The sequence below is a fragment of the Aquabacterium sp. G14 genome (assembly GCF_037482285.1).
Taxonomy (GTDB): domain Bacteria; phylum Pseudomonadota; class Gammaproteobacteria; order Burkholderiales; family Burkholderiaceae_C; genus Aquabacterium.
The window spans coordinates 119,194-131,416 of the sequence record NZ_JBBEYB010000009.1; the positions used below are offsets into that span (position 1 = coordinate 119,194).

12 protein-coding genes are annotated in these 12,223 nt (G+C 60.4%); 9 read left to right on the forward strand and 3 right to left on the reverse strand.

Annotation, left to right across the window (positions count from 1 at the left end):
* Position 1 precedes the first annotated feature (1 nt).
* The 8 genes from WIT60_RS11445 (at position 2) to WIT60_RS11480 (ending at position 9,525) form a co-directional block, all read left to right on the forward strand.
* Entirely contained in the window at positions 2-1,342 is a 1,341-nt protein-coding gene (locus WIT60_RS11445) for a dihydroorotase (protein ID WP_339584046.1), read from the forward strand.
* Entirely contained in the window at positions 1,339-2,130 is a 792-nt protein-coding gene (locus WIT60_RS11450) for a lysophospholipid acyltransferase family protein (protein WP_339584047.1), read from the forward strand. Before WIT60_RS11445 ends, WIT60_RS11450 begins: the two co-directional genes overlap by 4 nt.
* Positions 2,131-2,324: 194 nt before the next feature.
* A complete protein-coding gene (locus WIT60_RS11455) occupies positions 2,325-3,551 on the forward strand; it encodes a DesA family fatty acid desaturase (protein ID WP_339584048.1) in 1,227 nt (408 codons plus the stop codon).
* Positions 3,552-3,862: 311 nt separating this feature from the next.
* Positions 3,863-4,591 (forward strand): methyl-accepting chemotaxis protein, encoded by a 729-nt coding sequence (locus WIT60_RS11460; protein WP_339584049.1) that lies wholly within the window; start codon positions 3,863-3,865, stop codon positions 4,589-4,591.
* 5 nt (positions 4,592-4,596) lie between these two features.
* Positions 4,597-5,151, forward strand: coding sequence for a hypothetical protein (locus tag WIT60_RS11465; RefSeq protein WP_339584050.1), 555 nt, complete (start codon positions 4,597-4,599; stop codon positions 5,149-5,151).
* Positions 5,152-5,188: 37 nt separating this feature from the next.
* The gene (locus WIT60_RS11470) at positions 5,189-6,157 is read left to right on the forward strand and encodes a chemotaxis protein CheX (RefSeq protein WP_339584051.1); all 969 of its coding nucleotides are present in this window, start codon (positions 5,189-5,191) and stop codon (positions 6,155-6,157) included.
* 27 nt (positions 6,158-6,184) lie between these two features.
* A complete protein-coding gene (locus WIT60_RS11475; RefSeq protein WP_339584052.1) occupies positions 6,185-6,553 on the forward strand; it encodes a response regulator in 369 nt (122 codons plus the stop codon).
* Positions 6,554-6,657: 104 nt separating this feature from the next.
* A complete protein-coding gene (locus WIT60_RS11480) occupies positions 6,658-9,525 on the forward strand; it encodes an ATP-binding protein (RefSeq protein WP_339584053.1) in 2,868 nt (955 codons plus the stop codon).
* A gap of 93 nt (positions 9,526-9,618) precedes the next feature.
* Here WIT60_RS11480 and rpmG read toward each other — a convergent pair whose 3' ends face one another.
* The 3 genes from rpmG to trxB form a co-directional block, all read right to left on the reverse strand.
* Positions 9,619-9,789, reverse strand: a complete 171-nt coding sequence (gene rpmG / locus WIT60_RS11485; RefSeq protein ID WP_058087945.1) for a 50S ribosomal protein L33 — start codon at positions 9,787-9,789, stop codon at positions 9,619-9,621.
* Positions 9,790-9,803: 14 nt separating this feature from the next.
* Positions 9,804-10,037 (reverse strand): 50S ribosomal protein L28, encoded by a 234-nt coding sequence (gene rpmB / locus WIT60_RS11490; protein WP_290731615.1) that lies wholly within the window; start codon positions 10,035-10,037, stop codon positions 9,804-9,806.
* A gap of 237 nt (positions 10,038-10,274) precedes the next feature.
* Positions 10,275-11,231 (reverse strand): thioredoxin-disulfide reductase, encoded by a 957-nt coding sequence (trxB, locus tag WIT60_RS11495; RefSeq protein ID WP_339584054.1) that lies wholly within the window; start codon positions 11,229-11,231, stop codon positions 10,275-10,277.
* 229 nt (positions 11,232-11,460) lie between these two features.
* On the opposite strand from trxB, the gene WIT60_RS11500 reads away from it, so the two are divergent.
* The gene (locus WIT60_RS11500) at positions 11,461-12,132 is read left to right on the forward strand and encodes a Crp/Fnr family transcriptional regulator (protein WP_339584055.1); all 672 of its coding nucleotides are present in this window, start codon (positions 11,461-11,463) and stop codon (positions 12,130-12,132) included.
* The last annotated feature ends 91 nt before the right edge of the window (positions 12,133-12,223 follow it).

A 12,223-nucleotide genomic window follows, 5' to 3' on the forward strand; every position in this document is an offset into this window, starting at 1 on the left:
CATGAAGATCCTGATCAAGAACGGCCGACTGGTCGACCCTGCTTCCGGCCTGGACCAGGTCGGTGACCTCGCCATCACGGCCAGCCGCATCACGGCACTCGGCAACGTCAGCGCCGATTTCGAACCCGACCGCGTCATCGACGCCACCGGCCTCATCGTGGCGCCTGGCCTGGTGGACCTGGCTGTGCGCCTGCGCGAACCCGGTCACGAGCACGAAGGCATGCTGGAGTCCGAACTGGCCGCCGCTGCTGCGGGGGGCGTGACCAGCGTGGTCTGCCTGCCCGATACCGACCCGGCCCTGGACGAGCCAGGTCTGGTCGAGATGCTCAAGCTGCGTGCGCGCAAGCTCAGCCGCTGCCGCCTGTTCCCGCTGGGCGCCTTGACCCGTGGCCTCAAGGGCGAGAACCTGACCGAGATGGCCGAGCTGCAAGAAGCCGGCTGCGTGGGCTACTCGCAGGCCGAATCGCCCATCAAGGACACCCAGGTGCTGCAGCGTGCCATGCAGTACGCCTCCACCTTTGGCTACACCGTGTGGCTGCGCCCGCTCGATCCCTGGTTGGGCAAGGGCGTGGCGGCCAGTGGCGCCGTCGCCACCCGTTTGGGCTTGTCCGGCGTGCCGGTCAGCGCCGAGACCATCGCCATTCACACCATCGTTGAGCTGGCGCGAGTGACCGGTGCGCGCGTGCACCTTTGCCGCATCTCCAGTGCCGCTGGCGTTGAGCTGGTGCGCCAGGCCAAGGCCCAGGGCCTGCCCATCACCGCCGACGTCAGCATCAATTCGCTGATGCTGACCGATGTGGACATCGGCTATTTCAACTCGTCGATGCGCGTGACGCCGCCGCTGCGCCAGGGCCGCGACCGCGATGCCTTGCGTGCTGCGTTGCTGGACGGCACGCTGGACGCGTTGGTGTCGGACCACAACCCGGTCAGCGAGGACGAGAAGCTGTTGCCTTTCGGCGAAGCCACACCGGGTGCCACCGGCGTGGAACTGCTGCTGAGCCTGGCCATGAAGTGGTCGGGGGCGGACCAACAAGATCAGCCGGCAGCCGACAAGCTGCGTCAAGCCCTGTCGGTGGTCACCCAAGGGCCGGTCAAGGTGCTGGGCGACGCGCTGGGCTCCCTGACCCACAGCGCGGGCCGCTTGGTCGAAGGTGGCGTGGCGGACATCGTTCTCTTTGACCCCGCTGAGCGTTGGCAGGTGCAGCCTTCCGCCCTCGTGAGCCAAGGCAAGCACACACCGTTTGCTTTCGAATCCACCGGTTTTGAGCTGGCCGGTCGCGTGCGCCTGACCCTGGTGGCAGGGCAGGTGGCTCACGATGCGCAGGATCGTCCAGGGGCATGAGCCTGGTGCCTTCTGAGTCCGCCAGCGGGGCGCAGGCCGTTCGCGGCGGGCGCTGGACTGCAGCGCCACGCGCGGCTTGGCGACTCAGTCGCGTTCTTCTGCACGTTTTGTACGGGTACGTGCGCTCGTGGCTGGTCTGGCCTCGCTTGAGTGCGTCTGGTCGTGATGCTGAGTGCATACGCTGGTCGCGTCACCTGCTGCGCATCCTGGGGATTGGTGTGGTGATCCAGGGCCAGGCGCGTCCGGGGGCCAAACTGGTCGTCGCCAACCATGTGTCCTGGCTTGACATCGTCGCGATCAATGCGGTGGTGCCGTCTCGTTTTGTTTCCAAGGCGGAGGTGGCTGACTGGCCGATCGTGGGGCGCATGGTCACACAGGCAGGGACTTTGTACCTCACACGAGAACGCCGTCGGGACGCCATGCGGGTGTTGGGACTCATGGCCAAGGGGCTGCGCGAGGGGCACACTGTGGCCGTGTTTCCGGAGGGAACCACGGGCACCGGTCACGGCGTGCTCCATTTCCACCCGAATCTTTTGCAGGCTGCGATCGATGCGTCCGTTCCGGTCCAGCCTGTGGCGCTGCGTTACGCGGATCCCGTTCACCAGGTCAGCCCCCTCGCTGCTTATGTGGGCGACACCAGCTTGTTCCAGTCACTGTGGTGGGTGGTTTCCGCGCAAGGACTGACGGTGCACGTGCATGTTTTGCCTCCGCAGGCCACCACGCATGCCGATCGCAGAGCCTTGGCCGCCTTGCTGCAATCCCAGATCGGGTCCGCGGTGATGCCCTGAGTACCTTGCAAGGCATCTTCTCAAAGAAAATCGGACATTTCGTGCTTACTGCAGGCCGGCCCTTTCTTGGTGGCTGGTCGCATGGGCGTCCGTCGGCTACATTGCTCCGCGTGATGCGGCGCTTTTTCTTGTCCTGGGTTAAGCGCCCAGGCTGGGGGATCTCTACAATCCGCCGTCCTCCTGAAAGGTTTTGAATGTTTGATATCGGGTTTTGGGCTTCGCTGCACGACAGCATCGTGCAGTGGGCCATTCATGGCTGGACCGGCGCCAGCGGCTGGCAGATCCTGGCCTTCACCCTCATCGTGACGCACATCACCATCGCGTCCACGACGATTTTCTTGCACCGCTCCCAGGCGCACCGTGCGCTGGAGTTGCATGCGATTCCGTCGCACTTCTTCCGTTTCTGGCTGTGGTTGACCACCAGCACCGTGACCAAGCAGTGGGTTGCCGTGCACCGCAAGCACCATGCGAAGTGTGAAACTGCTGACGACCCTCACAGCCCAGTGACTCATGGCATCAAGACTGTGTTGCTGCAGGGGCGAGAACTCTACCGTGATGAGGCCATGAAGGCCGAGACCCTCAAGAAGTTCGGGCACGGTACACCCGATGACTGGCTGGAGCGTCATCTCTACACCCCGCGCAACAATTGGGGCCCCATCGTCATGTTGTTGATCAACCTGGCCTTGTTCGGTGCGATCGGCATCACGGTCTGGGCGGTGCAGATGGCCTGGATTCCCATCACTGCCGCCGGCATCATCAACGGGTTGGGTCACTGGTGGGGTTATCGCAATTTCGAGGCCCCGGACGCGTCAACCAACATCTCCCCTTGGGGCATCATCATCGGCGGTGAAGAGTTGCACAACAACCACCACACCTACCCGACGTCAGCCAAGCTCTCCGTCAAGCCGTACGAATTCGACATTGCCTGGGGTTACATCCGCGGGCTGGAGATGATGGGGCTGGCCAAAGTGCGCAAGACCCCGCCACGTTTGACCCTGGGCGACGTCAAGCCGGTGGCCGACGCCAAGACCCTGGAGGCCATCGTGGCCAACCGCTACGAACTGATGGCTGGCTACGCACGTGAGGTACGCCGTGCATGCGCGAGTGAGGTCACGCGCCTGAAGGCCAACGGTCAAGAAGCAGCTGCTGCGCAACTCAAGCGCGTGCGTCGCTGGGTTCACCGTGATGAGGCTCAGATGCCCGTGGGCATGGCCCAAGAAGTGCAACAGGCGTGTGCCAACCTGCCGCAACTCGACAAGCTCATCGCCATGCGTGAAGAGCTGAGGGCGTTGTGGACCCGTACCAACGTGTCTGCCGAGCAATTGGTTCATGACCTTCAGGAGTGGTGCCACCGCGCTGAAAGCAGTGGGATCGCCGCTTTGCAGGAGTTCTCCCGCAAGCTCCGTGCCGCTCACGCCTGAAGGCGCGGTACTTTTCCCAAACTCAAACCCCGCAGCCGCGGGGTTTTTTGTTGTCTATCGGAGCTCATCAGGGCAAGCCCTGAATGTTTTGCGTGCCGTCACATCTTGTAACGTGAACTTTGGCGCGTTGGCCGTTGTTTTCACATCTCGGATGCCGATTTCCCCCAAGTGGGTGTACCTGATCTGTCCTGTAACCTGAAGTCATTCTGTCAGCACGGGCCTTGAATCTGTTGAAAGGTGAAAGGTCAGCGAATCAGAATCGGGCTGCGCCAGCGCGGCCACGTGACATCAGTGACGGCAAAGGTTCGAACATGTGGCTTGAATTGGGTATCGGTGTCTTGGGTTGCATCCTTGGCGCAGGGGTGACCTGGTGGTACCAGCAGCGCGCATGGCGGGCCCGCGGTATCTTGGTGCCGCAAGCCGAGGTGCTCGCACAACAGCAAACGTGGCAAGGCCGTGTGGATGAACTGCAGGCTCAGTTGCAAGAGCAGGAAAGCGCCCGGCTTCAACAGGACTCTCAGGCGCATCTGCAATTGAGCCAGTTGCGCACCGATCTGGAGGCCCAACTGCATCAGGTGCAGAGCGGTGCCTCGCTGTCGCGTGAACAGGCCCTGCACCTCTGCAACCAGCTCGGCGATGCGATTGACAAGCTCATGGGGCTGATCAAGACCTTCGAGCGTTGGCATGCGGACATGAACGTGCTGATCTCCCATAACCGCGAGATGCACGATCGCAACGACGAGTTCGCCTCCATCGTGAGGCAGGTGATCATCGTGGCGCTCAATGCGTCCATTGAGGCGGCCCGCGCTGGCGAGATGGGCAAGGGCTTTGCGGTGGTGGCCAACGAGGTCCGCAGCCTTGCCAACCGCGCCGAGGCCCTGTCCAAGGACTACAGCAACAACCTGCACAAGAACGACCTGATCACCACCACCACCTTCCAGGACTTGCAGGCGGGCGGCAAGATGATCATCGGCGCCGTGACCGAGTTGCAGTCGCTCAACAGCAAGGCCCGCGCCATCCTGGCCACTGAATCTGTCTGACCGCCATGATCAGCCACCAAGCCAAGGCCGGATTCGAGTTCTTCGTCACCAACGCATTGAAGGCCGCGTTGTCATCGTCTTCTGACGATCAGGTGGACGTCACCCCCCTTGAGGACAGCAGTGAGATCAAGGAGCAGCGTCTGGTCATCCTGACGGTGTCGTCGTACCTGTTTCGTGCGCTCACTTTGATGAGCTTCACCTTGGACGCCCCGACGCGTCGCCACCTTGCGGCCATCCACCACAGCACGCCAGAGGCGATGTCGGAGGCCGACTATCTCGACGTCATTGGCGAGGTGGGCAATATCTTCTGCGGCACGCTCAACCGTGACCTGTCGCACCACTTTCCGTATCTCGGCATGTCGACGCCCAATGTGCTGGAGCGGCAGTGCATCGATCACCTCAGCGAGCTTGATGCCAGCTACATCCAGCACTTTCGTGTGGTGGTCAACGGCAGTGTCACGTTCCATGCCAGCTTGTGCGTCTGCGATTTCGCTGACATCGATTTCCAGGTGGATACCACCGTGACCGAAGAAAGTCACGGGGAACTGGAACTGTTCTGAACCTCCTTGTCTGAACCCTTTGCGAGAGAACTCCCACATGCAAGAAGCAGCTCAACTCGTCAGCAAAGTGCTGGTGCTCAACGATGATGCCGAGGTTCGCGGGCACATCAAGGCCTTCTGTGACGCCCACCATCTCATCCCCGTGAAGCCGCAGGCCGGTGCGGCGCTCTCGGTGCTCAAATCCAACGTGGACTTGGGCGCCATCTTCATGCAAGAGACTTACACAGGGGAGGGCGGCAATGCGCTCGAACTCGCGCGTGCCATTCATGCCATCCGTCCTGAATTGCCGATCTTCTTGCGCCGTGAAGCGGCATCCCATCTGGATGATCTGCCCGATCTGTACCGCGGCATCTTCACCGCCGCTTACACCACCAGCACCATCGATGAACTCGCGCCGCTGATTGACAAGAACATCTTCAGCTTCCAGTACCCCAATGCGCTGGTGCGGGGCATCACCGAGATCACCAAAACCACGCTGGAAACTCAGTTCAAGGGTGTTGAGGTCCGGACCGAGGCCCCCTACATGGTGCGGGATCGCATCATCTACGGTGAGTTGTTCACCCTGATCCCGCTGGAGAGCACCTGGTGCCGCGGCTACATGATGCTGCAGACCGAAGAGGGGCCGCTCATCAAGTACGTCGAGGACGGACGCACCCATATCTCCCGTGACCCGGCCAACTTCCGTGACATCAACCATGTCATGGGCGAAGTGACCAACCTGATCTGGGGTGCCTTCAAGAACCGCTTCATTTCCAATGAACCGGTGGACTGGCGGCAGTCTCAGGTTCCGCTCATCGTCAACCACGAGCACCGCTACATCTCGTTCGGTTCGGAAGATCCGCAACTGTGCTTCCGCTACACCCTGGTTGATCCGAACGGTGAGGCGACCCCCCTCGTGCTCTACCAGCGCTTTGTCTTCAACCTCAGTTGGGCCCCTGAAAAGTTCAAGGAGAACGAAGTGCTCACCGAGGACCTGTTCGAGTCGGGTGAACTCGAGCTTTTCTGATCCATTTTTCTCAAGAGGTGATACACCATGGCACAAGTACTCGTCGTCGATGACTCGGCAACCGTCCGCAACGAAGTCGGAGACTTTCTCAAGAAAAATGGCCTGGACGTGGTCACAGCGGTGGATGGCCGCGACGGCCTGGACAAGCTCAAGGCAGATGCACGCATCAAGCTGGTGGTCAGTGACGTCAACATGCCGAACATGGATGGCCTGACCATGGCCGAGAAGATCCGCGGCGAACTGCGCAACAGCACCGTCAACATCATCATGCTGACCACCGAGAACACCCCCATCATGAAAGAGCGGGGCAAGGCTGCCGGCATCAAGGGCTGGATCGTCAAGCCCTTCAAAGGTGAGGCTGTGATCGCCACGTTCAAGAAGCTTGCTGAAGGCTGAGCCATTCGCTCAGCTGTCATCTGGTTCACCACACGCAGACAGGCGTTGCTGTATCCGCTGTTTGCCATCTCGTCTGCTTACCCTCCATCAGAGAGGAACACCACATGTCCATCAGTCGTTTTCTGATGCTGGCTTTGCTGGGAATGTTGTTGTCCTGGACCGCACGCGCTGCCGACACCCGTCCCGATTGCCACTCCTGTCACATTCAAATCCAGTCGCTCGACAAGCCGGTCAAGCTCGTGGGCAAATGGCTGTTCACGCGTGACGACCGCCCTGAGAACAAAGATCCGGTGCTGGACACCCAGGACTGGAAGCTGATCATGGCGCCTGGTCCCTGGAAGCCCGCCTACAACGATGGCAAGGTGTTCACCGTGGGCTGGTACCGCGGCAACCTGAAGTTCAACCCTGACCTCATTGGTCAGGAAGTGGTTTTCATGGTCAACACCTACATGGCGCGCATGCACGTGTATGTGGACGGCCAGGAGGTCTACCAACGTCCTCACGATATCAATGTGGAACGCTACTACTCGATCCAGCCGATTCCGGTGCGCTTCAAGGTGACCAAGCCCGAGCACGTGGTCGCCTTCCGTGTCGAGACACCCCTGATGACCGGTGTCTATCAGTTGCCATTCGAGGTGCATCGCTACGACCAGCACGACAGCAGCCTGGCGCTGTGGCAGTTTTGGGGCGGCGAGGCTCGCACCATTGCGGCCTACGTGATGTTCGTGTTCGGCTTGTTCTTCCTGCTGGTCTATTCCAAGACCCAGTACCCCCTGTACATGATGGCGGCCTTGGCAGGCTTGCTCATCTTCCCCTTCTTCGGTTCGCCCGGCGACTACTTCATGAAGGTCTTCAGCCCGGACGTGATGCTCTACTTGCATTACGTCGGCCTGATGGGCATTTTCATGTTCTACATGTTCGGGCAGTACATCACGCACCGTTTCCTGCCTCGACTCAACTGGGCCATGGGTGCCTTGTACATCGTCCTGTGCGCCACAATCGGAAGCATGATGTTTGTGCCGAACGTCGAGTTGTTCCAGAAGGTGCGACCCGTCCTGTTCATTCTGGCCATCATCACTGGATCCATCTGTTTGTGTCAACTGCTGCTGGCCTGGCGCGAGGGCAAGTCCGGTGCGGCCATTCTGTCGGTGGCCATGCTCATCTTCCTGGCGACGGGCGTCAACGACGTGCTCCTCGCCTTGGGCAAGATCTCATCGGTGTCGCTGATCTTCACGGGCGTGTTGATCTACATGAGTGCCATGATGTACGTGGCGTCGACCCGCTTTGCCAACACCTTCATGGAGAACCGCAAGCTGGTCAAGGACCTGCAGGTCATCAACGACAACCTCGAAGGACTGGTCAGCGAGCGTACCGCTCAGCTGCGTGAAAAGAGCCAGGACATCCAGAGCATGCTGGAGAACCTGCCGCAAGGTGTGTTGACCGTCACCGGCAGCAACGAGGTTCACCCCGAGTACTCGGCGTACCTGGAGACCATTCTCGAAACCAAGGACATCGCAGGCAAGAATTTGATGACCTTGCTGTTCAGTAACAGCTCGCTCGGCTCAGACGCTCTGTCCTCGGTGGAGGCGGCTGCGGCCAGCTGCGTCGGCGAAGATGTCATGAACTTCGAGTTCAACAGCCATCTGATGGTCACTGAATTTGACAAGACCATGCCCGATGGGCGTGTGAAGTCGCTGGCCCTGAGCTGGTCGCCCATCTGCAACGAGGATGACACCGTCGACAAGCTCATGCTCTGCGTGCGCGATGTCACCGAGCTCAAGCGACTCGAACAAGAAGCCTCTGAGCAGAAGCGCGAGCTGGACATCATCGGTCAAATCCTGCCGGTGACCCAGGAAAAGTTCAGCGACTTCATCGAGGGCTCACGTCGCTTCATCGTCGAGAATCGCCAACTCATCGAGCAAACCTCAGGCAAGGACGCGGAAGTCGTGGCGCTGTTGTTCCGCAACATGCACACCATCAAGGGCAATGCTCGTACCTACGCCTTCATCCACCTGACCAACCTGGTGCATGAGGCCGAGCAGGCTTACGACCAGTTGCGCAAGGATCCTGATGCTGTCTGGGATGCCGCGGCCTTGCTTCATGCCCTGGACGGCGTTGAGGCGATGGTCGAGGAATATGCGCGCATCAACGACAACGTGCTGGGCCGCAAGGGTCCGGGTCGTCGCGGCAGCGTTGAGAAGTACGCGCTCGTGGATCGGGAGGACTTGGCTGCATCGCTGGACTTGTTGTCTGGCGTGAACCTGAACGATCCGGCTGCCCTGCGCGGCGTGCTGCAGCAGGTCAAGCTCACCCTCAGCCAGATCGGGACGGAGCGTCTTGAGGGCGTGCTGGCCGGCCAACTGGATTCCTTGCCCTCGCTGGCACGTGAACTGGGCAAGGAGCCGCCTGTGGTCCAGGTGGTGGACCACAACGTGGTGGTTCAAAATCAGATCGCGCCCTTGCTCAAGAACCTGTTCACCCATCTGCTTCGCAACGCGATGGACCACGGACTGGAACCCGCTGCAGAACGGGTGGCCGCGGGCAAGCCAGCAGCAGGCCGCATCGATGTCGAGATGAAACTTGATGTCGGCGGTTTGCGTATCCGCCTGCACGACGATGGACGGGGCTTGGCCTTGGCGCGCATTCGCGGTCGTGCGATGGAGCAGGGCTTGCTGAGTGCCGATGAGGCTGGCTCCGACGAGCGTGTGGCGCAGACCATCTTCCAATCCGGCTTCTCGACCGCTGAGCAGGTCACCGAGGTGTCGGGGCGTGGTGTGGGCATGGATGCCGTGCGTGGCTTCTTGCAGCGTGAGGGCGGGGATGTGCACATCCACTTCCGTGACGCCAACACGGGCGCCGACTATCGCTCGTTTGAACTGGTGGTCAGTCTGCCTGCCCGCTTTGGCACGCAACTGGACCAACCTGGCGCTGCGGCCGCGCCTGATCTGGAAGCTTCGGCCCTGGCCGTGTGAGGCCATCCGGCCAATAAAAAACCCGCCGGTTTGCACTGGCGGGTTTTTTTGTTTCTGCTGGCTGCGAGAGCCAGACAGAACAGCGAGACTGAATTACTTCAGCTTCACTTCCTTGTAGGCGACGTGCTTACGTGCCTTGGGATCGAACTTCATGAATTCCAGCTTTTCAGGCGTGGTCTTCTTGTTCTTGCTGGTGGTGTAGAAGTGGCCGGTACCCGCAGTGGATTCCAGCTTGATCTTTTCGCGTCCGCCTTTTGCAGCCATGATTCAGTCTCCAATTACAGTTCGCCGCGGGCGCGCAGGTCAACCAGGACCTGATCGATGCCCACCTTGTCGATCAGACGCAAAGCGGCCGTGCTGATGCGCAGACGCACCCAGCGGTTTTCGCTTTCGACCCAGAAACGACGGTACTGCAGGTTGGGCAGGAAACGACGCTTGGTCTTGTTGTTGGCGTGGGAAACATTGTTCCCGGACATCGGGCCCTTGCCCGTGACTTGACAGACGCGTGCCATGACGCTTCTCCGTTCGCTGTAATTGCGCTTATGTTGCGAATCGGTGCCCAGAGCAGGGGTGATCATTGCTGAACCGGACCCTGTTGAAGCACCCTTCCGGAAGCATCGACGTCAAAGCCACCAGGTGACTTATGAATGACGCAGCTACTCCGGGACGAATTGTGCAAAAACCGAGATTATAGACAGATTCTTCGGTCTTGGCAAAGAGGCGGCGACAAACAAGCCGCCAACCTTTGATCAGGTCGCACCCTGCTCCAGAAAGCGCTGAGCATCCAGCGCAGCCATGCAGCCGGTGCCGGCACTGGTGATGGCCTGGCGGTAGACATGGTCCTGGACGTCGCCAGCAGCGAACACGCCGGGAACGCTCGTCATGGTGGCAAAACCATTGTTGCCACCGCGCGTGACGATGTAGCCGTCCTTCATCTCCAGTTGGCCCTTGAAAATGTCGGTATTAGGCTGGTGGCCGATCGCGATGAAGCAGCCCTTAAGTGGCAGTTCCTTGACGCTGTTGTCTTCCACGTTCTTCAGGCGCACGCCAGTCACGCCGCTCTGGTCGCCCAGGACTTCGTCCAGCACATTGAACACATGCAACTCAATCTTGCCGGCGGCGACTTTTTCGTAAAGCTTGTCCACCATGATCGGCTCGGCACGGAACTTGTCACGGCGGTGGATCAGGTGCACCTTGCTCGCGATGTTCGACAGGTACAGCGCTTCTTCGACAGCGGTGTTGCCGCCACCTACCACGCAGACCTCCTGGTTGCGGTAGAAGAAACCGTCGCAGGTGGCACAGCCGCTCACACCGCGGCCCATGAAGGCTTCTTCCGAGGGCAGGCCCAGGTATTTGGCCGATGCGCCGGTCGCGATGATGAGGGCTTCGGTCGTGTAGGTGCCGGCGTCGCCCTTGAGGGTGAAGGGGCGCTTGGACAGGTCCACCTCATTGATCTGGTCAAAGATCATGTTGGTATGGAAGCGTTCTGCATGCTGCTGAAAGCGCTGCATCAGGTCTGGACCCTGCACGCCATGCACATCGGCAGGCCAGTTGTCCACTTCGGTGGTGGTCATCAATTGGCCACCCTGGGCAATGCCGGTGACCAGCGTGGGTTTCAGGTTGGCGCGTGCCGCGTAAATGCCGGCGGTGTAGCCAGCCGGGCCGGAGCCCAGGATCAGGACTTGGCTGTGTTGAGGAGTGCTCATGACTTGACCTTTCTGTGAGTGTGTATGCTACAGCCACGTCAGTGACCGTTGCGCACAAGGGCAATTTCCGATGGGCCGCATCATGAGCCCTCGTTAAAGTGCTGAAAAATAACGGTGTATCGACGAAAATTGTAGAGACAGGTTGTTTGTTGCACCGGTTCCGGGTGGGAAAACCCATCCCATTCCATGTTTCTGACTTGAGCACCCGCCTGATAAAAGAGGAGCGTTTATGGCCATGCTGTCCAATCTCGACCTGATCCGTCGAGTCCCGTTGTTCTCCATGCTGACGCAGGCCCAGGCTGAATCGATCGCCGAGGGTGTGGTCAAGCGGCGTTACCGCCGCGGTGAGCTCATCGTTGAGCGCGGTCGCAAAACCAACGCCTTGTTCATCCTTTTGACCGGGCGTGCCCGTGTGGTGGCTGCGGACGAGCGTGGTCGTGAAGTCATCCTGGCCGTTCTGGAGGCTGGTGACTATCTGGGCGAGATGAGCCTGATCGACAACGAGCCACACTCCGCCACAGTACGTGCCGAGGTGCAGACCGACGTGCTGGTGTTGGGGCGCCCCGAGTTCGCGAGGTGTTTGCCCGAGAACTCGTCGCTGTCCTACGCCATCCTGCGCGGCCTGGTGCAGCGCTTGCGTGCCGCCGATCGCCAGATCGAATCCCTCGCCTTGCTTGATGTGTACGGCCGCGTGGCGCGTGCCTTGCTCGACATGGCCGACGAGGATGCTGGCGAGAAGGTGATCCGTGGCAAGGTCTCTCGCCAGGACTTGGCCAAGCATGTGGGTGCATCCCGCGAAATGGTCAGCCGCGTCATGAAAGATCTGGAAGAGCGTGGGCTGATCGAGACCCAGGAGACCGGCAGTGTGGTGCTCAAGGAGCGCCTGTCCAACACCGCCTGAGGTTGCGCTGGGGCAGCTTTGTTTCGCCCTGCCGTGCTGATTGAGCGAATGCCCCTCGCGAGGGGCATTTTGCTGTGCGCACGCTCGGTCC

Excerpts from the sequence above, each read along its gene's own strand:
- WIT60_RS11455 (WP_339584048.1), top strand. The coding sequence starts at position 2,325 with ATGTTTGATATCGGGTTTTGGGCTTCGCTGCACGACAGCATCGTGCAG.
- rpmB (WP_290731615.1), bottom strand. The coding sequence starts at position 10,037 with ATGGCACGCGTCTGTCAAGTCACGGGCAAGGGCCCGATGTCCGGGAAC.
- rpmG (WP_058087945.1), bottom strand. The coding sequence starts at position 9,789 with ATGGCTGCAAAAGGCGGACGCGAAAAGATCAAGCTGGAATCCACTGCG.
- WIT60_RS11450 (WP_339584047.1), top strand. The coding sequence starts at position 1,339 with ATGAGCCTGGTGCCTTCTGAGTCCGCCAGCGGGGCGCAGGCCGTTCGC.
- WIT60_RS11470 (WP_339584051.1), top strand. The coding sequence starts at position 5,189 with ATGCAAGAAGCAGCTCAACTCGTCAGCAAAGTGCTGGTGCTCAACGAT.
- WIT60_RS11475 (WP_339584052.1), top strand. The coding sequence starts at position 6,185 with ATGGCACAAGTACTCGTCGTCGATGACTCGGCAACCGTCCGCAACGAA.
- WIT60_RS11480 (WP_339584053.1), top strand. The coding sequence starts at position 6,658 with ATGTCCATCAGTCGTTTTCTGATGCTGGCTTTGCTGGGAATGTTGTTG.
- WIT60_RS11460 (WP_339584049.1), top strand. The coding sequence starts at position 3,863 with ATGTGGCTTGAATTGGGTATCGGTGTCTTGGGTTGCATCCTTGGCGCA.
- trxB (WP_339584054.1), bottom strand. The coding sequence starts at position 11,231 with ATGAGCACTCCTCAACACAGCCAAGTCCTGATCCTGGGCTCCGGCCCG.
- WIT60_RS11465 (WP_339584050.1), top strand. The coding sequence starts at position 4,597 with ATGATCAGCCACCAAGCCAAGGCCGGATTCGAGTTCTTCGTCACCAAC.
- WIT60_RS11500 (WP_339584055.1), top strand. The coding sequence starts at position 11,461 with ATGGCCATGCTGTCCAATCTCGACCTGATCCGTCGAGTCCCGTTGTTC.
- WIT60_RS11445 (WP_339584046.1), top strand. The coding sequence starts at position 2 with ATGAAGATCCTGATCAAGAACGGCCGACTGGTCGACCCTGCTTCCGGC.